The following is a 23,084-nucleotide window of genomic DNA, read 5'->3' on the forward strand; positions in this document are numbered from 1 at the left end:
GTTGACCGGCCCGTGAGTGGGATGGCAGACTGACGTAGTCGAACTCCAGTTCGAATGATGCGTCTTCCCCGGCGGCATCTTCCCTGTGTTCAGGCACGGCGTGTTCAGGCACGGCACGTGCACGACATGAAGAGGTGTGCCCGATGGGTTGGGGAAACGGTCCGCCGACGTGGTCCGAGATGGAACGCGTCCTGTCGGGCAGGCCGGGGCGGGTCGACCCGGAGTCGATGTATCCGGGCGACGGCGGCGACAGTCCCGCGTGGTCGCGCAAACGGGGGGAGTACCGGGCAGGTCGTCAGGAGCGTCCCGGTTTCACCGTGCCGTACGCCGAACTGCACGCGCACTCGGCGTTCAGCTTCCTCGACGGCGCCTCCCCGCCGGAAGAATTGGTGGAGGAGGCCGTCCGGCTCGGTCTGGAGGCCATCGCGCTCACCGACCACGACGGGTTCTACGGTGTGGTCCGGTTCGCGGAGGCGGCGAAGGAACTGAACATGCGCACCGTGTTCGGGTCCGAACTGACGTTGGACGACGCGCACCTGCTGGTGCTGGCGCGAGGTCAGGAGGGTTACCGGCGGCTCTCCCGGGAGATCGCGGCGGCGCATCTCGAGGGAGGGGAGAAGGGCAGACTGCGCTACGACCTCGACGGTCTCGCCGATGCGGCCGGCGGGCACTGGCAGATCCTGACCGGCTGCCGGAAGGGGCACGTGCGTCAGGCGCTGGCCGGCGGCGGCCCGGACGCCGCGGCCGTCCGGCTCCGGGAACTGACCGACCGATTCGGTGCCGACCGGGTCACGGTGGAACTCACCCATCACGGCGTCGCGGAGGACGCCGAGCGCAACGCCTGCCTCGCCGAACTCGCGCAGCAGCACGGACTTCGGGTGATCGCGTCCACGGCGGCGCACTTCGCGGGACCGCCGCGCCGGAGACTGGCCATGGCGATGGCCGCGGTCCGGGCCCGTCAGAGTCTCGACGACGCGGCCGGGCACCTGGCGCCGGCCGGGGGAGCGCACCTCCGGTCCGGCGAGGAGATGGCGCACCTGTTCGCCGCGTACCCGGACGCCGTCCGCGGCGCCGCGGAACTCGGCCTGGAGTGTGCGTTCGACCTGCGGCTCATCGCGCCGCAACTGCCCCCGTTCGACGTTCCCGACGGGCACACCGAGGCCAGCTGGTTGCGCAGTCTCACGATGGACGGGGCCCGTCGCCGCTACGGCGCGCCTGCGGACCGGCCGGAGGCCTACCGGCAGATCGAGCACGAACTGGGCATCATCACCGAACTGAACTTCCCGGGCTACTTCCTGGTGGTCCACGACATCGTGTCGTTCTGCAAGAACAACGACATCCTCTGCCAGGGAAGGGGTTCGGCGGCCAACTCCGCCGTCTGTTACGCCATCGGAATCACCAACGTGGATCCCGTCCGAAACAAATTGCTGTTCGAACGTTTCCTCTCACCCGAACGCGACGGCCCCCCGGACATCGACGTCGACATCGAATCCGACCGCCGGGAGGAAGCCATCCAGCACGTCTACACCAAGTACGGACGCCAGTACGCGGCGCAGGTGGCGAACGTCATCACGTACCGCGGAAAGTCCTCGGTGCGGGACATGGCCCGGGCGCTGGGTTTCTCGCAGGGGCAGCAGGACGCGTGGAGCAAGCAGGTCAGCCGCTGGGGTGGGATCGGGAAGGAGGCCGGCACCGACATTCCGCCCGCCGTCCTCGAACTGGCCGCTCAGATCGAGGGGTTTCCGCGGCACCTCGGCATCCACTCGGGTGGCATGGTGATCTGCGACCGGCCGATCGCCGACGTGTGCCCGGTGGAGTGGGCGCGCATGGCGAACCGCAGTGTTCTGCAGTGGGACAAGGACGATTGCGCCGCGGTGGGTCTGGTGAAATTCGACATGCTGGGCCTCGGCATGCTCTCCGCGCTGCACTACATGATCGACCTCGTGGCCGAGCACAAGGGGATCGAGGTCGATCTGGCGCAGCTGGACCTGTCCGAGGAGGCTGTCTACGAGATGTTGCAGCGGGCGGACTCGGTGGGGGTGTTCCAGGTGGAGTCGCGGGCGCAGATGGCCACCCTGCCGAGGCTGAAACCGCGGAACTTCTACGACCTGGTGGTGGAGGTGGCGCTCATCCGCCCCGGCCCGATCCAGGGCGGATCGGTGCACCCGTACATCCGCCGCCGCAACAAACTCGAACCGGTGACGTACGACCATCCGTCCCTGGAGAAGGCGCTGAAGCGGACGCTGGGTGTGCCGCTGTTCCAGGAACAGTTGATGCAGATGGCGGTCGACGTGGCGGGTTTCAGCCCGGCCGAGGCCGACCAGCTCCGCCGGGCGATGGGGTCCAAGCGGTCGCCCGAGAAGATGGAACGGCTGAGGGGGCGGCTCTACCAGGGTATGCGGGACCTGCACGGGATCGGCGAGGACGTCGCCGACCGGATCTACGAGAAGCTGTACGCGTTCGCGAATTTCGGTTTCCCCGAAAGTCACTCGCAGAGTTTCGCGGCCCTGGTGTTCTATTCGTCGTGGTTCAAGCTGCATCACCCGGCGGCGTTCTGCGCCGGTCTGCTGCGGGCTCAGCCGATGGGGTTCTACTCGCCGCAGTCGCTGGTGGCCGACGCCCGCAGGCACGGGGTGCGGGTGCACGGCGCGGACGTCAATGCGAGCCTCGCGCACGCCACCGTCGAAGCGGGCGGGACGGAGGTGCGTCTCGGGCTCGGGGAGGTGCGGCACATCGGGACCGCCCTGGCCGAGCGGATCGTCGAATCTCGCGGCGCCGGCGGGCCGTACACGTCGTTCCTCGACCTCACCGGACGGGTGGAACTGAGCACGGCGCAGGCCGAATCGCTGGCCACCGCAGGCGCTCTCGACAGTTTCGGGTTGTCCCGGCGGGAGGCGCTGTGGGCGGCGGGGGCCGCGGCGGGGGAGCGCCGCGACCGGCTGCCGGGGATCGGGGCGTCCACCCGCGCGCCGACCCTGCCGGGGATGAGCGATCTCGAACTGGCAGCGGCGGACGTGTGGGCCACCGGGGTGTCACCGGACACGTATCCCACCGAGTTCCTGCGCCCGCAACTCGATGCGCTCGGGGTGATCCCGGCGGCGCACCTGCTCGACGTTCCCGACGGCGACCGGGTTCTGGTGGGTGGGGCGGTGACGCACCGGCAGCGCCCGGCGACGGCAGCGGGGGTCACGTTCATCAACCTCGAGGACGAGACCGGGATGGTCAACGTCGTCTGTTCGGTGGGGTTGTGGGCGAAGTACCGCAAACTCGCCAATACGGCACCCGCACTGCTGGTCCGGGGCAAGGTGCAGAACGCGGAGGGCGCCGTGACGGTGGTGGCGGATCGGTTGCAGCTGATGGATTTGCGGGTGTCCGCCAAATCGAGGGACTTCCGATGAGCGCGCGCACCGCTAGCATCTGGTCATGAGGAGATACGTGTTGTCGGCGATCGTCGTGGCCACGCTGGCGCTCGCGGGGTGTGGGGGTTCGGACAGCGGCTCCTCCCAGTCGTCGCCCGCTCCCTCGCCGGGGGACTCGAGCCGGATGGAAATCGGTGGCGCGGTGCAGCAACCCGCGAAAGACCAGGCGCCCACCGAGCGTCAGGAGATCATCACCGGGCAGGTCGCGCTCACCGCAGGCGACCCGGTGGCCGTCGGCAGGCAGATCGTGGACAAGGTCGACGATCTGGGCGGACGCATCGACCAGCTCACCGAACAGCCGGGCTCCGACGACCAGGACGCGAGCAGTTCCCTGACCATCCGGGTGCCCGCCGACTCGCTCACCCGGACGCTGGACGATCTGCGCGAGTTGGGCAAGGTCACCAGCGTCAGCATCACGAAGAGCGACGTGACGATGCAGTCGCAGGATCTCGACGCCCGGATCGGCGCCCTGACGGCGTCCGTCACCCGCCTGCAGGGACTCATCACGTCGGCCGCGAACACCGCGGACCTGATCGAGGCCGAGAAGGCGTTGTCGGAGCGGCAGGGCGAACTCGACAGCCTCACCGCCCAGAAGCGGTCGCTGAGCGACCAGGTGGCACTGGCCACGATCATGATCGACGTCACCACCACGGACGCCGAACGTCCGAGCACCGGCCCGGACAACTTCTGGGAAGGCGTCGTGGCGGGCTGGAACGCCCTGCTGTCGGCGATCGCAGGCGGCGCCGTGGTCGTGGGGGCGCTGATTCCCTGGTTCGGATTCGTGGCCGTCATCGCACTGGTCGTGTACGGCGCGTACCGTCTGCGCCGGACGTACAACAGGCCGCCCAGCCCCCCGTCGGGCCCGGCGCCGGAACGAGAAGAGGCGAAGACCCCATGATCGAAGTCGACCTGAATGCCCTGGACGGCGCATTGGCGTCGGGCGCCCCCGTCATCGACGTGCGCGAGGCCGACGAGTACGCCCAGGCCCGGGTTCCCGGGGTGACGCTGATTCCGCTCAGCGAGTTCGTCGCGCGCGTGGACGAGATCCCGGAAGCCGACGTCGTCTACGTGATCTGCGCGGTCGGCGGCCGGAGCCTGCAGGCGGCCGAGTACCTGAATGCGCGGGGGATCAACGCCGTGTCGGTGGCGGGCGGGACGTCCGCGTGGATGCAGTCCGGCCGCCCCATCGAGTCCGGCGCTTAAGTCCGGTCAGCGGCTGACGCTGTAGGCGAGGACGCCGTCCCGGGTGCCGCGTTCGCCCAGTCGCCCGGCGGCGTGCCGCAGCGTGTGGACCGCGACGGTGCCCCAGATGGCGACCAGCGCGCACCACAGGGTCACGCCTGCGCCGACGATCACGACGGAGTCCGTCGCCAGGCCGAGCGAGTTCGCGCCGAGTGCGCAGGTGCCGACGGGGAACGTGAAACTCCACCAGGCGGGTGTGAACGTCAACCCGCGGCGAAAGGCCCTGGCGGTCACGGTGACCACGGTCGCGAGGGCGAGGACGCCGAGCGCGCCGACGGTGGTCCCGTAGGCGACGCCCACACTGTGGAGCCAGGCGTGGCCGGACGCCGCGCCGAGCAGATTGATCGCCGCCACCGACTGCCCGATCACGCCGAGCGGAATCCACAGCGTCGGCACGAGCGGGGTGGCGGGGAGTCCGTTGCCCAGCAGATGGCGGCCGACGACGACGGCGACGGTCAGTGCGGCACTCAGCGCCAGCGCGAACAGCGAGTAGCAGACCACCAGCATCGCGATCTGCGGTGCGCCCTCGGGGAGGTGCCTCACCAGTGCGGCTCCGGAGGCGGCCGACACCATGGGCGGCACGACGGGCATGAGCCAGGACGGCACCGGGGTCACCTGGTGGGGCCGGGTCAGCCTGCGGGCCATGACGGCGTAGGTGACGAGCCCGATGCCGGTCCCGATCGTCCACAGGGTGGCCGACGCGGGGACGGCGACGTCGCCGAGAAGTGCGTGACCCGCGGATCCGGTGCCGGCGCCGACGGTCAGCACCGCCATCGACACGGCGCCGTAGAACGGGAACATGGTGTGGCTGCGGGCGTCGGCGAGGGCGTCGTCGCGGCGGCGGATCCAGTGCCGAACCATGGCGGTCGTCAGCAGCACGAGCAGCGTCACGGCGATCAGCCAGAAGACCTCGGAGGCCGTCCGGACCACCGGAACGCCGGCCGGAAATGCGGCGGCGACGACTGCGAGGATGCCGGTGCCCATCACTGCTGCGAACCAATTCGGGGTCATACCCAGAGCTTGCCGCCGCATCGTCGTGGCCGGTAGAAGGCTTGTCGTTGAATGCCCACAAATCACGTTTGTGGGACTAGCCTTGGGTTGTGCCGCTGTCTCCCCGAGTACCCGAACTCAGTGCCCTCGACGTCCTGCTGTCCGTCGAGCGGCTTGGGAGCATGGGTGCGGCGGGGCGCGAGCACGGGCTCAGCCAGCAGGCCGTCAGCGCCCGGGTGCGGTCGGCCGAGCGCCAGTTCGGCATCAAGGTGTTCAGCCGCGGCGCCAGCGGGGTGCGGCCCACGTCGGAGGGCGCGCTCATCCTCGAATGGGCGAGTCACATCCTCGCCACCGCGGAGGAGCTGGCATCGGGAGTCGCGGCGCTGCGAGGGGAACGGCAGGCCGGTCTGACGGTCGCGGCCAGCATGACGATCGCCGAGTACCTGGTTCCCGGATGGACCGTCGCGATGCGGCGCAAGTATCCGAACGTGGTCACGAACGTGCGGTTGCTCAACTCGTCCGAGGTGACCGCCCGGGTGCTGTCGGGCGAGGCCGACCTCGGGTTCGTCGAGGGCCCGGACATTCCGGCGGGACTGCAGGTGCGGGAGATCGGCCGAGACCACCTGGTGGTTGTGGTGCCGCCGGACCACGAATGGGTGCGGCGATCGCCGATTCCGGTGTCCGAACTCGCCGCGACCCCGATGATTCAGCGCGAATCCGGGTCCGGAACGCGTACCACCCTCGAGAACGCGGTCCCGCAGTGCGTCCCGCCGCTGCTGGAGCTGACGTCGTGCACGGCCGTGAAGGCGGCCGTCGTGGCGGGCAACGCTCCGGCGGTGCTGTCCTCGCTGGCGGTCGCCGCCGACCTGACGGACGGCAGGCTCGCCTCCGTCCAGGTGGAGGGGCTGACGCTGCCGCGGCGGCTGTCCGCCGTCTGGGACCCGGTGCGCGGGGTGCAGGGCGCGGCCCGGGACTTCCTCGACATCGCACTCGGTGCCGGCGCAGCCGCGGGGGTCGGGGCCCTGGCTGCCGGCGCTACAGCGCAGCCCCGCTGAATCCGTGCTGGCGCCACGCCTCGTACGTCACGAGAGCCGCGGCGTTGGACAGGTTCAGCGACCGCCTGCCGGGCAGCATGGGGATGCGGAGCCGCTCCGTCACGTGCGGATCGGCCAGCACCTCCGCCGACAGCCCGGTGGGTTCGGGACCGAACAGCAGGACGTCGCCGGGCTGGTAGGCGATGTCGGCGTACGACACGGTGGCGTGCGCGGTGAATGCGAACACCCGCGCCGGTTCCACCGCCGCCCAGGCCGCCTCCAGGTTCTCGTGCACGGTCACCGACGCCAGGTCGTGGTAGTCGAGCCCGGCCCGCTTCAGTTTCGGCTCGGACAGGTCGAACCCGAGCGGTCCCACGAGGTGCAGTTCGCACCCGGTGCCCGCCACCATGCGGATGGCATTGCCGGTGTTGGGTGGGATTCGGGGTTCGTGGAACATCACTCGGAACACCCGCACAGCTTAGGGCCACACCAGGGGGCGGCATGATGGACGCATGGATCCGGTCCAAGAGGTGGTGGGTGAGGACTACGGCGACGCACGCCTCCCCGCGCAGAACTGGCAGCGGCGGCACTACACGAAATGCAACTTCCGTGACGCCGACCTGAGTGAACTCCGCACCGAGTCGGTGATCTTCACCGACTGCGATTTCACTGGCGCCGACCTCGCCGAGTCGCACCACGTGGGGACGGCGTTCCGCTCGTGCTCGTTCACCAGAACCACGTTGTGGCACAGCGAGTTCCGCAACTGCAGCTTCCTCGGGTCGGAGTTCGACAACTGCCGGCTGCGCCCGATGGTCTTCGACGAGTGCGACTTCACGCTCGTGTCGCTGGGCGGTGCGGACCTGCGCGGACTCGATTTCACGGACTGCCGGTTCCGGGAGGCCAATCTCGTCCGCACGGATCTCCGCCGGGCCGTGCTCCGTTCGGCGGACCTGTCCGGAGCCCGCACCGGGGGCGCGAAATTCGACGGCGCGGACCTGCGTGGGGCGCAGGTCGACGCGAACCTGTGGACGGCGGCCTCACTGGACGAGGCGCAGATCGAACTCACCCAGGCCATCGCGTACGCGACGGCCAACGGGCTCGTGGTGGAACCGACCTGACACTGGTTATCCGAACCTGAGAGAATGGGGCACGTGACTGCAACGATCCTCGATGGCAAGGCGACCCGCGACGAGATTTTCGAAGACCTGAAGGTGCGGGTGAGCGCCCTGAAGGACAAGGGCATCACGCCCGGTCTCGGCACCGTCCTGGTGGGGGACGACCCGGGGTCGGCCGCCTACGTGCGCGGCAAGCACAACGACTGCGCGAAGGTCGGGATCACCTCGATCCGCCGCGACCTGCCCGGCGACATCACGCAGGAGAAGCTCGACGCGACCATCGACGAGCTCAACGCCAACCCGGACTGCACCGGATACATCGTGCAGCTCCCGCTGCCGAAGCAACTCGACGAGAACGCCGCCCTCGAGCGCATCGACCCCGACAAGGACGCCGACGGCCTGCACCCGGTCAACCTCGGCCGCCTGGTGCTCGGCAAGGAAGCGCCGCTGCCGTGCACGCCGCGCGGCATCCTGCACCTGCTGCGCCGCTACGAGGTCCCGATCGAGGGGGCGCACGTCGTCGTGGTCGGTCGCGGCGTGACCGTGGGCCGCCCGATCGGTCTGCTGTTCACCCGGCGCAGCGAGAACGCCACCGTCACCCTCTGCCACACCCGGACGCGGGACCTGGGTGCGGAGGTCCGGCGCGCCGACATCGTCATCGCGGCGGCAGGTGTTCCCGGGCTGGTGACGGCCGACATGGTCAAGCCCGGCGCCGCGGTACTCGACGTGGGTGTGAGCCGCACCGAGGACGGACTGCGCGGCGACGTGGCGGCGGACGTCGCCGAGGTCGCCGGTTTCCTGTCCCCGAACCCCGGTGGGGTCGGACCGCTGACCCGCGCGTTCCTGCTGACCAACGTCGTGGAGCGGGCTGAGCGTGTCGCAGCGTCTCTCGGCTGAGATGGCCGACTGGGGGCAGTTCGCGAAGAAGAACCTGCCCATGCTGGCAGTCCTCGTCGTCATCGTCGTGGCCGTGGTGTTCGTGCTCGCGGACCGGTGGCGGCGAGGAGCGTTCGTGTTCGGTGTCGCCACCCTGCTGGCGGCCGTGTTCCGGTTGACGATGCCGTCGGAGCGCGTCGGACTGCTCGCGGTGCGCAGCAGGGCCTTCGACGTGGGTGCGCTCGTGGCCGTCGGCGGCGCGATCGTGTGGCTGGCCGTGTCGATCGACCCGCTCGGAACCGACTGACGGTCCGAGCGGGCGTCACAACGCGCGGGATCAGCGTCCGGCGCGGGCCAGTTGCATCGTTTCGGACAGCAGTTTGGCGACGGCGGCAGCCTCGGTGAGGAACCCGTCGTGGCCGTCCCGCGAGTTGAGCACCCGCAGGCCGTCGCAGGTGGGGATGTCCTCGGCCAGATCCTCCTGCAGGCGGATCGGGTACAGGCGGTCGGAGTCGACGCCGCCCACGATGACGGGTGCGGTGATCGTCCCGAGCGCAGCCGAGATACCCCCGCGGCCGCGACCCACGTCGTGCCGGTTCATGGCCTCGGACAGCAGCACGTACGTGCCCGGGTCGAACCTGCCGACCAGCTTGTCGGCCTGGTGCTGGAGGTAGCTCTCGACGGAGTACCGCCCACCGCGCCAGGGGTCCTCGCCGTCCTGCGGCGAGTTCGCGAACCGGGAGTCGAGTTCGCTCTCGGTGCGGTACGTGAGGTGCGCGATCCTGCGGGCGATGCGCAGTCCGGCCCGGGGGGTCCGGCCGGTGCCGTGATAGTCGCCGCCGAGCCAGTCGGGGTCGCTAATGATGGCCTCGATCTGGGTGGTCTGCGTGCCGATCTGGTCCGCGGTCGCGCGGGCGCCGACAGCGAGAACGAGCGCCGACGCCACCTGCTCCGGGTACGTGACGGCCCACTCGAGCGCGCGCATGCCGCCCATCGAACCACCGACCACGGACGCCAGCTTGTCGATCCCCAGGAGGTCGGTGAACTTCTTCTCGGCCGCGACCTGGTCGCGGATGGTGATCTCCGGGAAGCGGCTGCCCCACGGGCGCCCGTCCTCGGCGATCGAACCGGGACCGGTGGTGCCGCGGCACCCCCCGAGGACGTTGGTCGCGACGACGCACCACTCGTCGGTGTCGATCGGCGCACCCGGGCCGACCATTCCGCTCCACCAGCCGGGGGAGGGGTGCTCGTCGGTGACGGGGCCGGTGACGTGGGAGTCGCCGGTCAGGGCGTGCTCGACGAGCACCACGTTGTCGCGGTTCGGGGACAGCTCGCCCCACCGCTGCACGGCGAGGGTCACGGACGGGATCACCGCGCCGTTCTCGAGCTCGAGCGATCCGATGTCGACGGTGCCGAGACGTCCGTCTGCCACGGGGAGGTTCTGTACTGCGCTCACGGTCAAGATGCCGCCGCCGTAATTCCGGTTTCGATATCGGCGATGATGTCGTCGATCCCTTCGATGCCTACTGCCAGGCGGACCAGCCCGGGGGTGACGCCGCTGGCGGCCTGCTCCTCCGGGGTCAGCTGGGAGTGTGTGGTGGATGCCGGGTGGATCACCAGCGAGCGGACGTCGCCGATGTTCGCGACGTGGCTGTGCAGGGTGAGTGCGTTGACGAACTTCTTGCCCGCGTCGATGCCGCCGGCGAGTTCGAATGTCACGATGGCGCCCGCGCCCCTCGGCGCGATCTGCTTTGCCCGGTCGTACCACGGCGACGACGGGAGCCCGGCGTATCCGACGGACACGATCTCCGGCCGCGCCTCCAGGTACTGGGCGACGGCGGTCGCGTTGGACACGTGCCGCTCCATCCGCAGGCTCAGCGTCTCGAGACCCTGCGCGATGAGGAACGCGTTGAACGGGGAGATCGCGGAACCGAGGTCGCGCAGCAACTGCACGCGCGCCTTGAGGGCGTACGCGGGCGGCCCGAGTTCGGAGTAGACGACGCCGTGGTAGCTCGGGTCCGGGGTGGTGAAGCTGCTGTGGCGGCCCTGCGTCCAGTCGAACGTGCCGCCGTCGACGATGACGCCGGCGATGGCCGTGCCGTGACCGCCGAGGTACTTGGTGGCCGAGTGCACCACGATGTCCGCGCCGTGCTCGAGCGGGCGGATCAGGTAGGGGGTGGCCACGGTGTTGTCGACGATCAGCGGGATCCCGTGCTCGTGCGCGACGCCGGAGATGCCGGGCAGGTCGAGCACGTCGTTGCGGGGATTGGAGATGGTCTCGCCGTAGAACGCCCTCGTGTTGTCCCGGACCGCGTTCTTCCACTGCTCGAGGTCGTCGGGATCTTCGACGAACGAGACCTCGATGCCGAGCTTGGGCAGCGTGTAGTGGAAGAGGTTGTACGTGCCGCCGTAGAGGCGCGGGCTGGAGACGATGTGATCGCCCGCCTCGGCGAGGTTCAGGATCGCGAACGTCTCGGCGGCCTGTCCGGACGACAGCAGCAGGGCGGCGACGCCGCCTTCGAGGGCGGCGATGCGCTGCTCGACCGCGTCCTGGGTGGGGTTCATGATGCGGGTGTAGATGTTGCCCGGCTCGGCCAGACCGAACAGCGCGGCAGCATGGTCGGTGCTGTCGAACGTGTACGAGGTGGTCTGGTAGATCGGCAGCGCCCGCGCCTTGGTGGTCGCGTCGGACGTCTGCCCGGCGTGGATCTGCTTGGTCTCGAACGACCAGTTCTCGGTCATGTGCTGTCTACTCCAGTGGTCTGACGAGGCGCGGACGACAATCTGGTTCGTTCGCGCACAGGGCTTGTCTGGGCTCTATCTACGACAACAACAACGCATCATGAACCTCCGATGTCGGACCCGCGCTTGTCACCCGACTGTTGTATGAATCAGGGAACCAGGTCATCACCCGGGGCACCCCACCGCGGCGGAGGGTTGCCGGCCAGCTAGCCGGGGCTCGTTGCTGGCACTCATGACCTCTGTCGAATCTTAGCGGCTGGGGTGGAACGACCGGAAACGGCACCGATCAGGCCCGCTGGCAGGAAAAAGTTACCCGCTGGTAGGGAGTGGGATTTCGCACCCACATCTTGCGCGGCCCGGCTATAGCAGTACGCTTGTCTTGTTTAAGTGCGGTCTCCCCGGCGGCCGCATCGACGTCTACGTTTGATAAGCGAACCGTTCGCGGACCCACTCACGAAGTGCGCCCGCAACCGTGTAACCAGGGAATCTTCCTAGGAGGACGCGAAGCACCCATGTCCAAAATCAAGGTTGAGGGCACCGTCGTCGAACTCGACGGCGACGAGATGACACGCATCATCTGGCAGTTCATCAAAGACAAGCTGATCCATCCCTACCTGGATGTGAACCTGGAGTACTACGACCTCGGTATCGAGTACCGGGACGAGACCGACGACCAGGTCACCGTCGACGCGGCCAACGCCATCAAGAAGCACGGCGTCGGCGTCAAGTGCGCGACGATCACCCCCGACGAGGCACGCGTCGAGGAGTTCGGCCTCAAGAAGATGTGGCGGTCGCCCAACGGCACCATCCGCAACATCCTCGGTGGCACGATCTTCCGCGCGCCGATCATCATCTCCAACGTTCCGCGACTGGTTCCGGGCTGGACGAAGCCGATCATCATCGGCCGTCACGCCTTCGGTGACCAGTACCGCGCCACCGACTTCAAGGTTCCCGGCCCCGGCAAGGTGATGATCACCTACACGCCCGAGGACGGCAGCGAGCCGATCGAGCACGAACTGGTGAACTTCCCCGAAGGCGGCGGCGTCGTCCAGGGTCAGTACAACTTCACCAAGTCCATCGAGGACTTCGCGCGCGCCTCGCTCAACTACGGCCTGCAGCAGAACTACCCCGTGTACCTGTCGACCAAGAACACCATCCTCAAGGCGTACGACGGCGCGTTCAAGGACATCTTCCAGCACGTCTACGAGACCGAGTTCAAGCCGGAGTTCGACGCGGCCGGACTCACCTACGAGCACCGCCTCATCGACGACATGGTCGCGTCGGCGCTCAAGTGGGAGGGCGGCTACGTCTGGGCCTGCAAGAACTACGACGGCGACGTCCAGTCCGACACCGTCGCGCAGGGCTTCGGATCGCTCGGCCTCATGACCTCCGTGCTGCTGACCCCGGACGGAAAGACGTGCGAGGCCGAGGCCGCACACGGCACCGTGACGCGACACTTCCGTCAGCACCAGCAGGGCAAGCCGACGTCCACCAACCCCATCGCGTCGATCTTCGCGTGGACCCGTGGACTCGAGCACCGCGGCAAGCTGGACAACACCCCCGACGTCATCGGCTTCGCCCAGAAGCTCGAAGACGTGGTCATCAAGACCGTCGAGGGTGGCCAGATGACCAAGGACCTCGCGATGCTGGTCGGCGGCGACCAGGGCTACCTGACCACCGAGGAATTCCTCGGTGCGCTGGACATCAACCTCCAGAAGGCCATCGCCGAGCAGTAGGCACTCGAGCCGCAGCAGTACGAAACGGGACGTCCTCGCGAGGGTGTCCCGTTTCGCGTCTCCGGGGCCGGGTGAGTCATCTCACGGCCGCTCGCGGCGCGAAAAGCGGAATCCGGGGAAGAGAATTCCGGTGTGGGTCGTTGCGCAACGAGGCGCCGTGCGCCGCGTAGTCGCATTTCTGCCTAGTCGAAAGTCCTGCTGTGAGCACTTCCACCCCCGTCCGCCCCGAGCACCTCGGTGTCATCGCTCAACATCCGTCCGTCCGCAAGCTCGCCATGATCGCGCTCGCGCTCGGCGGCTTCGGGATCGGCACCACCGAGTTCGTGGCGATGGGCCTGCTTCCCGAGATGGCGTCGAGCCTCGGGATCACCGAGCCGACGGCCGGGCACGTCATCTCGGCGTACGCCCTGGGTGTGGTCGTGGGCGCGCCGCTCATCGCCGCGCTCACCGCGCGGGTGCCCCGCAAGACGCTGCTGATCGCGTTGATGGCGGCGTTCACGATCGGCAACGCCGCCACGGTGTTCGCACCGAACTACGGGGTGCTGATGGCCGCGCGGTTCGTCGCGGGCCTCCCGCACGGCGCGTACTTCGGCGTCGCCGCCCTGGTGGCGGCGCACCTCGCCGAGCGCGGACAGCGCGCCCGGGCGGTCGCGCTCGTCATGATGGGCCTGTCGGTGGCCAACGTCATCGGTGTGCCCGCCGCCTCGTGGCTGGGACAGGCGCTCGGCTGGCGCAGCGCCTTCGCCCTCGTTGCGCTGATCGGTGTCGTGACGCTGGGCGCGATCTGGTCGTGGGTGCCCGCGCTCGCCGCCATGCGGATGACGAACCCCCTCACCGAACTCGGTGCGCTGCGGCGCGCGCAGGTGTGGATGACGCTGATCATCGGCATGGTCGGATTCGGTGGCATGTTCGCCGTCTACACCTACATCAGCACGACCCTCACCGACGTCGCCGGGCTGTCGCGGTCGCTGGTGCCGCTGGCCCTGATGATCTACGGGCTGGGCATGGTCGCGGGCAATCTGATCGGCGGCACGCTCGCCGACCGGGCGCTGATTCCCGGTCTGTTCGCCGCGATGACGGCGCTCGGGGTCGTGCTCGGCATCTTCGTGATCGCCTCGCACAATCCGTACACGGCGCTTCTGCTGGTGTTCTTCGTCGGTGCTGCCGGCGCGTCGATGGTTCCCGGACTGCAGACCCGGTTGATGGACGTCGCCGCCGACGCCCAGACCCTCGCCGCGTCGCTCAACCACGCGGCCCTCAACATCGCGAACGCGTTCGGGGCGTGGATCGGTGGCGTCGTCATCGCCGCCGGTTACGGCTACACGGCGCCCGCCGCGGTGGGTGCGCTGCTCGCCGTCGCGGGCCTCGTGGTCCTCACCGTGGCCGTCGCGATGGAACGCCGCAGCGCCCGCTCGTCTCGGTAGCCGCGCTGTCGTACGCGTCCGCTACGGTGCTTGCCGTGCCACACATCATCACCACCGTCAATGTCAACGGAGTCCGCGCGGCCGCCCGCAAGGGACTCACCGAGTGGATGGAGCGCACGGAGGCCGACGTCGTCTGCCTGCAGGAGACGCGGGCGTCCGACGATCAGCTCGCCGAGACCCTCGCGCCCGCCCTGGATGGCGGGTGGAACCTGGCGTCGGCGGAACCGTCCTCGAAGGGGCGCAACGGCGTCGCGATCCTGTCCCGGAAACCGGCCGACGCCGTCCGCGTCGGCCACGGCGACGAGGAGTTCGCTGCCGCGGGCCGCTACATCGAGGCGGACTTCGACGACCTCACGGTGGCGAGCCTGTACCTGCCCTCGGGGGAGGCTCAGACACCCCGGCAGGAGGAGAAGGAGCGGTTCATGGACTCCTTCGCGCGGTACCTCACCGCTACGGCCGAGACCGCCGTCGCGGCTGGTCGGCACGTGGTGGTCTGCGGCGACTGGAACATCGCCCACACCGAACTCGACCTGAAGAACTGGAAGACGAACAAGAAGAACTCCGGGTTCCTGCCCCACGAGCGGGAGTGGATGTCCGCGCTCTTCGCGGAGGACGCGCACTGGTCCGACGTCGTGCGCCTGCTCGAACCGGACGTCGCAGGACCCTACTCGTGGTGGTCGTACCGCGGGAAGGCGTTCGACAACGACTCCGGCTGGCGCATCGACTACCAGATCGCCACCCGCGAACTGGCGGAGCGCGCCAAGCAGGCCGTCGTCGAGCGCGCCGAAACCTACGACCAGCGGTGGTCCGATCACGCGCCGGTCACCGTCCAGTACCGGTGACGGGCGGTATCTGATTCGTGTCGTCACGGCACACGTGAAAAGATCAATACTCATGTCGACCCCTGCAGCTCAGAAACCCACCGCGAAACCGCGGGTGCTCTCCGGCATCCAGCCCACCGCCGACTCGTTCCACCTCGGCAACTTCCTGGGTGCTCTGCAGCAATGGGTGCCTCTGCAGGACGACTTCGACGCGTTCTACTTCATCCCGGACCTGCACGCGATCACGGTGGCGCAGGACCCGAAGGAACTGTGCCGCCGCACGAAGATCGCGGCGGCACAGTTGCTGGCGCTGGGAATCGACCCCGACCGCGCCACACTGTTCGTCCAGAGCCAGGTCCCCGAGCACGCGCAGCTGGCGTGGGTTCTCAACTGCATCACCGGTTTCGGTGAGGCCAGCCGCATGACGCAGTTCAAGGACAAGTCGTCGAAGCAGGGCAGCGAGAACGCCAGCGTCGGGCTGTTCACGTATCCGGTGCTGATGGCCGCCGACATCCTGCTGTACCGCCCGCAGCGGGTCCCCGTCGGCGAGGATCAGCGCCAGCACCTCGAACTGGCCCGCGATCTCGCCCAGCGGTTCAACACCCGGTTCGGGAAGGCGTTCGTCATTCCCGAGGCTCAGATCATCAAGGGCACCGCCAAGATCTACGACCTGCAGGATCCGACGTCGAAGATGAGCAAGTCCGGTCCGAGCCCGGCCGGCCTGATCAACCTGCTCGACGACCCCAAGGTGTCGGCGAAGAAGATCAAGTCCGCGGTCACCGACAACGAGCGGGAGATCCGGTACGACCCGCAGGCCAAGCCCGGTGTGAGCAACCTGCTCACCATCCAGTCGGCGTTGTCCGGCACCCCCGTCGAGACGTTGGTCGCTGGGTACGAGGGCAAGGGCTACGGCGACCTGAAAACCGATACGGCCGACGTTCTCGCCGAATTCGTGACACCGTTGAAAGCGAAAGTGGAGGGGTACCTCTCGGACGAGGCGGAACTCGATCGTGTCATCGCGGCCGGTGCCCACCGGGCCCGTGAAGTGTCGTCGCAGACGTTGGCGGCCGTGTACGAGAAGGTAGGGTTTTTGACACCGAAGGGATAGCACTGTGGCTGACGAACCGAGTTTTCTCGACAAGCAGCGGGCAGCGCGCCCCTGGTTCGACCATCTGATGCGGGCCGCACAGCGGTACCAGAATCAGAAGGGTGACTACTACGCGGCGGGTATCACGTATTTCAGTGTGCTTGCATTGATTCCGATCCTGATGGTCGCGTTCGCCATCGCCGGTTTCGTGCTCGCCGGGCAGCCGGAGTTGCTGCAGGAACTGCAGGACGGCATCACGAAGAACGTGCCCGGAAGTCTCGGTGACACGCTCAACACCATCATCGATTCGGCGATCGCGTCCCGCGCCAGCGTCGGTATCCTCGGTCTGCTCGGTGCCGCCTACGCCGGACTGGGGTGGATGGCGAACCTGCGTGACGCGCTCACGGCGATGTGGGAGAGCCAGCGCGAATCGAAGGGATTCGTGCGCACCAAGCTGGGCGACGCGGGCGCTCTGCTCGGGCTGGGCCTGGCGATGATCGTCTCGATCGGATCGTCCGCGCTGAGCAGCGGTCCGGTGGCCCGCACGGTGGTCGAGGTGCTCAACCTCGACGAGGTGACCGGCGTCGACGCCGGACTGCGCGCACTGTCGACCGTGCTCTCGCTGGTCGCGACGTGGGCGGTGTTCGCCTGGGTGATCGCCCGACTGCCCCGGGAGCCCGTGACGTTCCGCAGTGCGATCAAGGCGGCCCTGCTCGCGGCGGTGGTGTTCGAGATCTTCAAGCAGGTCGGCGCCATCTACCTCACCGCGGTCACCGCGGGTCCCGCAGGCGTGGCGTTCGGCCCGATCATCGGTCTGCTCGTGTTCATCTACCTGACCTGCCGGATGCTGCTCTTCTCGACGGCGTGGGCCGCGACAACCAAGGCCAGCATGGCGCTCGCGTTCGTGCCGCCGCCGGATCCGGCCGTCATCACGCCGCGGATCGAGGTTCGCGAGGGTCCGGGGGTGCGCGGGGGACTCGCCCTCGTCGGTGTGGGGGCCCTCGCCGCGCTCGGCCTGTCCGGACTGGTCACCCGCAACAAGCGCTGATCCGGGAGCGTCAGCGCCTGCGGGACAGCCGGCGCGCGCAGAGAACCAGCACGACGACGACGGCCGCCCCGACGATCCCCACACCCGCCCGCAGGGCCAGCGTGTTGTCGGGGTGGTCGGAACCGGAGGCGACGACGGAACTCGTAGCGGCGGCCGAATCCTGTTGCGGCGGTGCGGCAAGGACCGCGTCGGACCCGTCCTCGGCCGGGTACAGGTCCTCGAGCGACCCCACCCGGGCATCGCGGTCGAGGGCGAACCCGTAGTCCAGCAGTCGCGCCGCCTGTTCCCAGGTTCGGATCGGCTGCGCCTCGGCTCCCATCAGTGTCACCATCAGTCGGCGGCCGTCGTGGTCGGCGCCGCCGACGTACGTGTGGCGCGCATCGTCGGTGAATCCGGTCTTGCCGCCCAGCGCGCCCGGGTAGTTGTAGAGCAGTTGATTGTCGTTGGCGAGTGCGAACGGCGGCCGGTCCTGGTCCTCCGGGATCGCGGGATCCTTCGGGAAGCCCGGGAACTGAACGGTTTCCGTGGAGATCAGCTCCGCGAACGTCGGGTTCTTCATCGCGTTGTGGAAGATCAGCGCGAGGTCGAACGGCGAACTGCTCATGCCGGGACCGTCGAGTCCGGACGGGGTCGCGGTCCTCGTGTCGTGAGCGCCGAGGGTGTCGGCGAGACGGTTCATCTTCTCGACCGTCGCGGCGTCGCCGCCGAGTTGCCGGGCGAGGAGGTGGGCGGCGTCGTTCCCCGACGCCATGACCAGGCCCTGCATCAGCTGCCGGTTCGTGTACTGGCCGTTCTTGCCGATCCCGACCGCGCTGCCCTCCACGGCGGCGTCCTCGGCGGTGGCGGTCACGGTCTTGTCGAGATCCAGTTCGTCCAGCGCGACGAGCGCGAGCAGCATCTTGATGGTGCTGGCCGGCCGGTACCGGCCGTGCGGGTCCTTCGCCGCGAGCACGTCGCCGGTGTCGATGTCGGCCAGCACCCAGCCGGACGCCGCGATGTCGGCGGGCAGCGCGGGGGCGCCGTCGGGGAGCGTCACTCCGCACTCGGCGAGTTTCGGCCCGCCCACTGGTTGGTCGGGCACGGACACGGCGGTCGGTGCCGGATCGCCCGGCTGCGGCACCTCTGACAGGTCGATCGCAGGGGCCGGCGCCGAGCGGTGCGGGCAGTCGTCGGTGTTGGGGGTGGTGAACGGCGCCGAGGTGGGGGAGGAGGGGACCGGGGGCGGGATCGCCCCGGCAGCGCTCACCGAGAGTCCGGCCAGCAGGGTTCCGGACACGACCGCGGTACACACTCGACGCCACATCATCGAAAAGGCAGCGTATGCGATGACCGGGCCGGTTCCGAAAACGGACGCGTGTCGACACGCATTCGTGACGTCGGCGCGCCATGCCGGGGCGAGGGTGGCCGGGTCAGATGAAACCCATGCCCCGGACGGCGTCGCGTTCGGATTCGAGTTCGGCCACCGACGCGTCGATCCGCTTCCGCGAGAAGTCGTCGATCTCCAGCCCCTCCACGACCTGCCAGGCCCCGTCGACCGAGCGGACCGGGAACGAGCTGACGAGCCCCTCCGGCACCCCGTAGGCGCCGGTGGAGGGCAGCGCCACGGACGTCCAGTCGTCGTCGGGGGTGCCGAGCACCCAGTCGTGCACGTGGTCGATCGCGGCGTTGGCGGCGGAGGCCGCGGACGATGCGCCGCGGGCCTCGATGATCGCGCTGCCCCGGTTCGCGACGGTGGGAATGAAGTCGCCGGTGAGCCAGTCGCGGTCCGCGGCGAACTCGGCGCCGGACCGGTCCCCGACCCGCGCGTGGAAGATGTCGGGGTACTGGGTGCTGGAGTGGTTGCCCCAGATCGTGACGCGGCTGATGTCCTTCACCGCGGCGCCGGAGTGCCGTGAGAGCTGGGCGATCGCGCGGTTGTGGTCGAGCCGGGTCAGTGCCGTGAACCGCCCCGCGGGCACGTCGGGGGCGTTGTTCGCGGCGACGAGTGCGTTGGTGTTGGCCGGGTTGCCCACGACCAGCACCCGGACACCTTCCGCGGCAACCTGATTGATCGCGCGGCCCTGCACGGTGAAGATCTGCCCGTTCGCGGCCAGCAGGTCGCCGCGCTCCATCCCCTTGGACCGGGGACGTGATCCGATGAGCAGGGCCACATCGGTGCCGTCGAAACCCCGCTTCGGGTCGTCGTGGACCTCGACGTCGTGAAGAAGCGGGAATGCGCTGTCGTCGAGTTCCATCGCGGTGCCTTCGGCCGCGGACACGGCGGACGGAATTTCCAAGAGCCGCAGTCGAATCGGGGTGTCGGGGCCGAGCATCGCGCCCGCGGCGATCCGGAACAGCGCCGCGTAACCGATACTGCCTGCCGCCCCGGTGACCGTGACCACCGCGGGAGTGGGCGACTGCGTCATGTGTGAACCTCGCTGTTCGTCGGGAGCATCCGTTCTCGACACTAGCGCGGGGATCTCACCGTGGGACGGCTCGGACGGTGAGCTTGGACACGACGCAGGGCGCCCCCGGCCGAAGTGGCCGGGGGCGCCCTGGAACGTGCTCGAAAGACCTCGGGTCAGCGTGCGAAGAGCAGCGCGCGCTTGACTTCCTGGATCGCCTTCGTCACCTGGATGCCGCGGGGGCACGCGTCGGTGCAGTTGAACGTGGTCCGGCAACGCCAGACGCCGTCCTTGTCGTTGAGGATGTCGAGACGCTCCGACGCACCCTCGTCACGGCTGTCGAAGATGAAGCGGTGCGCGTTGACGATGGCGGCGGGACCGAAGTAGCTGCCGTCGCTCCAGTACACCGGGCACGACGTGGTGCAGCAGGCACACAGGATGCACTTGGTGGTGTCGTCGAAACGGGCCCGGTCGTGCTGCGACTGGATACGCTCACGGGTGGGCTCGTTGCCGGTGGTGATGAGGAACGGCTTCACGGCGCGGAACGCGTCGAAGAACGGCTCCATGTCGACGACGAGGTCCTTCTCCACCGGCAGGCCCTTGATGGGCTCGACGGTGATCGTGACCGGCTTGCCGTCCTTGGGCAGCATGTCCTTCATGAGGAGCTTGCAGGCCAGACGGTTGACGCCGTTGATCCGCATCGCGTCCGAACCGCACACGCCGTGGGCGCAGCTGCGGCGGAACGTCAGGGTGCCGTCGAGGTAGCCCTTCACGTACAGGAGCAGGTTCAGCATGCGGTCCGTCGGCAGCGCCGGAACCTGGAAGCTGTCCCAGTGCTGACCCTCGCCGGACTCGGGGTTCATCCGCGCGATCTTGAGGGTGACCATGACGGCGCCCTCGGGAACGGGAGGGAGATCCGACTTGTTCTCGCTCTTGTCGACTGCAGGTGCGCTCATCAGTACTTACGCTCCATCGGCTCGTAGCGGGTCTGGACTACCGGCTTGTAGTCGAGACGGATGTCGGAGAGCAGGCCGTCGCCCTCCTTGTATGCCATCGTGTGCTTCATGTACTCGGCGTCGTTGCGGTCCGGGAAGTCCTCGCGGGCGTGGCCGCCGCGCGATTCCTTGCGGTTCAGCGCGCCGACGACGGTGACCTCCGCCATTTCGAGGAGGAAGCCGAGCTCGACGGCCTCGAGCAGGTCGCTGTTGTAGCGCTTGCCCTTGTCCTGCACCGTGATGTGGTTGTAGCGCTCCTTCAGAGCGCGCACGTCCTTGAGTGCCTGGGTGAGGCGCTCTTCCGTACGGAACACCGAGGCGTTGTTGTCCATCGACTGCTGCAGCTCGGTGCGGATGTCCGCGACCCGCTCGTGACCGTGGTCCGACAGGATGGTTTCCATCCACTCGTCGACCATCTTCTCGGGCGTCTCCGGCAGGGCGACGAACTCGCTGTTGTTGGCGTGCTCGGCGGCGGCGATGCCGGCGCGGCGTCCGAAGACGTTGATGTCGAGCAGCGAGTTGGTGCCGAGACGGTTCGCGCCGTGGACGGAGACGCAGGCGCACTCGCCGGCGGCGTACAGGCCCTGGACGATCTCGTCGTTGTTGCGGAGGACCTCACCGTTGATCCTGGTGGGGATGCCGCCCATGACGTAGTGGCAGGTGGGGTACACCGGCACCGGCTCCTTGACCGGGTCCACACCGAGGTAGGTGCGGGAGAACTCCATGATGTCGGGGAGCTTCTCGTCGAGGACTTCCTCGGGGATGTGGGTCACGTCGATGTAGACGTAGTCCTTGTTCGGTCCCGCGCCGCGTCCCTCGAGCACCTCGAGAACCATCGACCGCGCGACGATGTCACGGGGTGCGAGGTCCTTGATGGTGGGGGCGTAGCGCTCCATGAACCGCTCGCCGTCCGCGTTGCGGAGGATGCCGCCCTCACCGCGCACGGCCTCGGAGATGAGGATGCCGAGCCCGGCCAGGCCTGTCGGATGGAACTGGTGGAACTCCATGTCCTCCAGCGGGAGGCCCTTGCGGAAGATGATGCCCATGCCGTCACCGGTGAGGGTGTGCGCGTTGGACGTCGTCTTGTACATGCGTCCCGAGCCGCCGGTGGCGAACACGATGGACTTCGCGTGGAAGACGTGGATCTCGCCGGTGGCCAGCTCGTAGGCGATGACACCGGTGGCGACGGGGCCGTTCTCCGTCTCGGTGATCGCGATGTCGAGGGCGTAGAACTCGTTGAAGAACTCGACGTCGTGCTTGACGCAGTTCTGGTAGAGCGTCTGCAGGATCATGTGACCGGTGCGGTCCGCGGCATAACATGCGCGGCGCACGGGGGCCTTACCGTGATCGCGGGTGTGACCACCGAAACGACGCTGGTCGATCTTGCCCTCGGGCGTGCGGTTGAACGGCAGACCCATCTTCTCGAGGTCGAGCACCGCGTCGATGGCCTCCTTGGCCATGATCTCGACGGCGTCCTGGTCGGCGAGGTAGTCGCCGCCCTTGACCGTGTCGAAGGTGTGCCACTCCCAGTTGTCTTCCTCCACGTTCGCCAGCGCGGCGCACATGCCGCCCTGGGCCGCGCCGGTGTGGCTGCGGGTGGGGTAGAGCTTGGTCAGTACCGCGGTGCGGGCGCGGGGACCGGCCTCGATCGCTGCGCGCATGCCGGCGCCGCCGGCACCGACGATGACCACGTCATAACGGTGTTCCTGCATGAAATCTGTGCTCCCCTAGCTCGCCGAGATATTGGGGTCGAAGGTGAAGATGACGTACGTGCCGAGGCCCATGATCAGGATCATCGAGAGAACGAGGATCGTGGTCAGCCAGAAGCGCGTGGAGTCCTTGCGGGAGTAGTCCGCGATGACCGTGCGGAGTCCGTTTCCGCCGTGCAGCTGGGCAAGCCAGAGCATGGTGAGGTCCCAGAACTGCCAGAACGGGCTGGACCAGCGGCCTGCGACGAACGCGAAGTTGATGCGGTGCACACCGTCGTCGAGCATCAGCATGATGAAGAGGTGGCCGAGCACGAGGAAGATCAGTGCGAGACCGGAGAACCGCATGAACAGCCAGGCGTACAGCTCGAAGTTGTTCTTCGAGGTCCGGCGCGGAGAGCGCGGGTTGTCCAGGCTGGCGGGACGGTCGTAGGTCTTGCCGAGACTCTTGGCTTCTGTCGTCAT

General features: G+C 68.3%; 21 protein-coding genes and 1 riboswitch. Of the genes, 12 read left to right on the forward strand and 9 right to left on the reverse strand.

Annotation, left to right across the window (positions count from 1 at the left end; translation table 11 throughout):
• Positions 1 to 143 precede the first annotated feature (143 nt).
• From I1A62_RS41435 to I1A62_RS41445, 3 genes are read left to right on the forward strand one after another with little or no spacing between them, the layout of a single operon-like run.
• Positions 144 to 3,398, forward strand: a complete 3,255-nt coding sequence (locus tag I1A62_RS41435) for an error-prone DNA polymerase (RefSeq protein WP_124394624.1) — start codon at positions 144 to 146, stop codon at positions 3,396 to 3,398.
• 25 nt (positions 3,399 to 3,423) lie between these two features.
• Positions 3,424 to 4,317, forward strand: a complete 894-nt coding sequence (locus I1A62_RS41440; RefSeq protein ID WP_124394625.1) for a DUF4349 domain-containing protein — start codon at positions 3,424 to 3,426, stop codon at positions 4,315 to 4,317.
• Positions 4,314 to 4,622 carry a rhodanese-like domain-containing protein gene (locus tag I1A62_RS41445; RefSeq protein ID WP_124394626.1) on the forward strand — a complete coding sequence of 103 codons (309 nt, stop codon included), beginning with the start codon at positions 4,314 to 4,316 and terminating at the stop codon, positions 4,620 to 4,622. The genes I1A62_RS41440 and I1A62_RS41445 overlap by 4 nt, the downstream gene beginning before the upstream one ends.
• Positions 4,623 to 4,628: 6 nt before the next feature.
• Here the strand turns inward: I1A62_RS41445 and I1A62_RS41450 are convergent, their stop codons facing one another.
• Positions 4,629 to 5,672 carry a TDT family transporter gene (locus I1A62_RS41450; protein ID WP_124394627.1) on the reverse strand — a complete coding sequence of 348 codons (1,044 nt, stop codon included), beginning with the start codon at positions 5,670 to 5,672 and terminating at the stop codon, positions 4,629 to 4,631.
• A gap of 89 nt (positions 5,673 to 5,761) precedes the next feature.
• Here I1A62_RS41450 and I1A62_RS41455 point away from each other — a divergent pair, with 89 nt between their 5' ends.
• Positions 5,762 to 6,706: a LysR family transcriptional regulator gene (locus tag I1A62_RS41455; protein WP_124394628.1), complete on the forward strand. Its 945-nt coding sequence runs from the start codon at positions 5,762 to 5,764 to the stop codon at positions 6,704 to 6,706.
• On the opposite strand, the gene I1A62_RS41460 is transcribed toward I1A62_RS41455, so the two are convergent.
• Complete coding sequence (locus tag I1A62_RS41460) at positions 6,687 to 7,154, reverse strand: tRNA (cytidine(34)-2'-O)-methyltransferase (RefSeq protein ID WP_073359894.1); 468 nt, start codon at positions 7,152 to 7,154, stop codon at positions 6,687 to 6,689. The two genes, I1A62_RS41455 and I1A62_RS41460, sit on opposite strands and share 20 nt — an antisense overlap.
• Positions 7,155 to 7,197: 43 nt before the next feature.
• Here I1A62_RS41460 and I1A62_RS41465 point away from each other — a divergent pair, with 43 nt between their 5' ends.
• Genes I1A62_RS41465 through I1A62_RS41475 form a run of 3 tightly spaced genes read left to right on the forward strand, consistent with a single transcriptional unit; the run spans position 7,198 to position 8,983 of the window.
• On the forward strand, positions 7,198 to 7,803 hold the full coding sequence (locus tag I1A62_RS41465) for a pentapeptide repeat-containing protein (protein ID WP_219457963.1): 606 nt from the start codon (positions 7,198 to 7,200) through the stop codon (positions 7,801 to 7,803).
• Positions 7,804 to 7,836: 33 nt separating this feature from the next.
• Positions 7,837 to 8,697 carry a bifunctional methylenetetrahydrofolate dehydrogenase/methenyltetrahydrofolate cyclohydrolase gene (locus I1A62_RS41470; RefSeq protein WP_005239862.1) on the forward strand — a complete coding sequence of 287 codons (861 nt, stop codon included), beginning with the start codon at positions 7,837 to 7,839 and terminating at the stop codon, positions 8,695 to 8,697.
• 1 nt (position 8,698) lies between these two features.
• Positions 8,699 to 8,983: a DUF3017 domain-containing protein gene (locus tag I1A62_RS41475; RefSeq protein WP_124394686.1), complete on the forward strand. Its 285-nt coding sequence runs from the start codon at positions 8,699 to 8,701 to the stop codon at positions 8,981 to 8,983.
• Positions 8,984 to 9,013: 30 nt separating this feature from the next.
• Here the strand turns inward: I1A62_RS41475 and I1A62_RS41480 are convergent, their stop codons facing one another.
• The gene (locus I1A62_RS41480) at positions 9,014 to 10,138 is read right to left on the reverse strand and encodes a homoserine O-acetyltransferase (RefSeq protein ID WP_219457965.1); all 1,125 of its coding nucleotides are present in this window, start codon (positions 10,136 to 10,138) and stop codon (positions 9,014 to 9,016) included.
• Complete coding sequence (locus I1A62_RS41485) at positions 10,135 to 11,418, reverse strand: bifunctional o-acetylhomoserine/o-acetylserine sulfhydrylase (RefSeq protein WP_124394647.1); 1,284 nt, start codon at positions 11,416 to 11,418, stop codon at positions 10,135 to 10,137. The genes I1A62_RS41480 and I1A62_RS41485 overlap by 4 nt, the downstream gene beginning before the upstream one ends.
• A gap of 117 nt (positions 11,419 to 11,535) precedes the next feature.
• A riboswitch (SAM riboswitch) is annotated at positions 11,536 to 11,656 on the reverse strand.
• Between the two features lie 274 nt (positions 11,657 to 11,930).
• On the opposite strand from I1A62_RS41485, the gene I1A62_RS41490 reads away from it, so the two are divergent.
• The 5 genes from I1A62_RS41490 to yhjD all read left to right on the forward strand — a co-directional run bounded on the left by I1A62_RS41490 (position 11,931) and on the right by yhjD (position 17,534).
• Entirely contained in the window at positions 11,931 to 13,154 is a 1,224-nt protein-coding gene (locus I1A62_RS41490) for an NADP-dependent isocitrate dehydrogenase (RefSeq protein ID WP_005560536.1), read from the forward strand.
• Positions 13,155 to 13,354: 200 nt separating this feature from the next.
• The gene (locus tag I1A62_RS41495) at positions 13,355 to 14,578 is read left to right on the forward strand and encodes an MFS transporter (protein WP_192582037.1); all 1,224 of its coding nucleotides are present in this window, start codon (positions 13,355 to 13,357) and stop codon (positions 14,576 to 14,578) included.
• 35 nt (positions 14,579 to 14,613) lie between these two features.
• Positions 14,614 to 15,420: an exodeoxyribonuclease III gene (locus I1A62_RS41500; protein WP_124394648.1), complete on the forward strand. Its 807-nt coding sequence runs from the start codon at positions 14,614 to 14,616 to the stop codon at positions 15,418 to 15,420.
• Positions 15,421 to 15,472: 52 nt separating this feature from the next.
• Entirely contained in the window at positions 15,473 to 16,507 is a 1,035-nt protein-coding gene (gene trpS, locus I1A62_RS41505; protein ID WP_219457966.1) for a tryptophan--tRNA ligase, read from the forward strand.
• A 4-nt stretch (positions 16,508 to 16,511) separates the two neighbouring features.
• A complete protein-coding gene (gene yhjD, locus I1A62_RS41510) occupies positions 16,512 to 17,534 on the forward strand; it encodes an inner membrane protein YhjD (RefSeq protein WP_206005446.1) in 1,023 nt (340 codons plus the stop codon).
• A gap of 10 nt (positions 17,535 to 17,544) precedes the next feature.
• Here the strand turns inward: yhjD and I1A62_RS41515 are convergent, their stop codons facing one another.
• The 5 genes from I1A62_RS41515 to I1A62_RS41535 form a co-directional block, all read right to left on the reverse strand.
• Positions 17,545 to 18,825: a D-alanyl-D-alanine carboxypeptidase family protein gene (locus I1A62_RS41515; protein ID WP_124394688.1), complete on the reverse strand. Its 1,281-nt coding sequence runs from the start codon at positions 18,823 to 18,825 to the stop codon at positions 17,545 to 17,547.
• A 118-nt stretch (positions 18,826 to 18,943) separates the two neighbouring features.
• Positions 18,944 to 19,939 (reverse strand): malate dehydrogenase, encoded by a 996-nt coding sequence (locus tag I1A62_RS41520; protein ID WP_124394650.1) that lies wholly within the window; start codon positions 19,937 to 19,939, stop codon positions 18,944 to 18,946.
• Between the two features lie 155 nt (positions 19,940 to 20,094).
• Positions 20,095 to 20,874 (reverse strand): succinate dehydrogenase iron-sulfur subunit, encoded by a 780-nt coding sequence (locus I1A62_RS41525; RefSeq protein ID WP_005256985.1) that lies wholly within the window; start codon positions 20,872 to 20,874, stop codon positions 20,095 to 20,097.
• Positions 20,874 to 22,625, reverse strand: a complete 1,752-nt coding sequence (gene sdhA, locus I1A62_RS41530) for a succinate dehydrogenase flavoprotein subunit (protein WP_124394651.1) — start codon at positions 22,623 to 22,625, stop codon at positions 20,874 to 20,876. Before sdhA ends, I1A62_RS41525 begins: the two co-directional genes overlap by 1 nt.
• 15 nt (positions 22,626 to 22,640) lie before the next feature.
• Positions 22,641 to 23,084, reverse strand: a complete 444-nt coding sequence (locus tag I1A62_RS41535; protein ID WP_005239887.1) for a succinate dehydrogenase hydrophobic membrane anchor subunit — start codon at positions 23,082 to 23,084, stop codon at positions 22,641 to 22,643.

The organism is Rhodococcus sp. USK10 (assembly GCF_019378875.1).
In the GTDB taxonomy this organism is placed as follows: domain Bacteria; phylum Actinomycetota; class Actinomycetes; order Mycobacteriales; family Mycobacteriaceae; genus Rhodococcus_F; species Rhodococcus_F pseudokoreensis.

Bases quoted from the DNA above. Each gene is read 5' to 3' on its own strand.
- I1A62_RS41435 (WP_124394624.1), top strand. From the start codon at position 144: ATGGGTTGGGGAAACGGTCCGCCGACGTGGTCCGAGATGGAACGCGTC.
- I1A62_RS41440 (WP_124394625.1), top strand. From the start codon at position 3,424: ATGAGGAGATACGTGTTGTCGGCGATCGTCGTGGCCACGCTGGCGCTC.
- I1A62_RS41445 (WP_124394626.1), top strand. From the start codon at position 4,314: ATGATCGAAGTCGACCTGAATGCCCTGGACGGCGCATTGGCGTCGGGC.
- I1A62_RS41450 (WP_124394627.1), bottom strand. From the start codon at position 5,672: ATGACCCCGAATTGGTTCGCAGCAGTGATGGGCACCGGCATCCTCGCA.
- I1A62_RS41465 (WP_219457963.1), top strand. From the start codon at position 7,198: ATGGATCCGGTCCAAGAGGTGGTGGGTGAGGACTACGGCGACGCACGC.
- I1A62_RS41475 (WP_124394686.1), top strand. From the start codon at position 8,699: ATGGCCGACTGGGGGCAGTTCGCGAAGAAGAACCTGCCCATGCTGGCA.
- I1A62_RS41485 (WP_124394647.1), bottom strand. From the start codon at position 11,418: ATGACCGAGAACTGGTCGTTCGAGACCAAGCAGATCCACGCCGGGCAG.
- I1A62_RS41490 (WP_005560536.1), top strand. From the start codon at position 11,931: ATGTCCAAAATCAAGGTTGAGGGCACCGTCGTCGAACTCGACGGCGAC.
- trpS (WP_219457966.1), top strand. From the start codon at position 15,473: ATGTCGACCCCTGCAGCTCAGAAACCCACCGCGAAACCGCGGGTGCTC.
- I1A62_RS41520 (WP_124394650.1), bottom strand. From the start codon at position 19,939: ATGACGCAGTCGCCCACTCCCGCGGTGGTCACGGTCACCGGGGCGGCA.
- I1A62_RS41525 (WP_005256985.1), bottom strand. From the start codon at position 20,874: ATGAGCGCACCTGCAGTCGACAAGAGCGAGAACAAGTCGGATCTCCCT.
- sdhA (WP_124394651.1), bottom strand. From the start codon at position 22,625: ATGCAGGAACACCGTTATGACGTGGTCATCGTCGGTGCCGGCGGCGCC.
- I1A62_RS41535 (WP_005239887.1), bottom strand. From the start codon at position 23,084: ATGACGACAGAAGCCAAGAGTCTCGGCAAGACCTACGACCGTCCCGCC.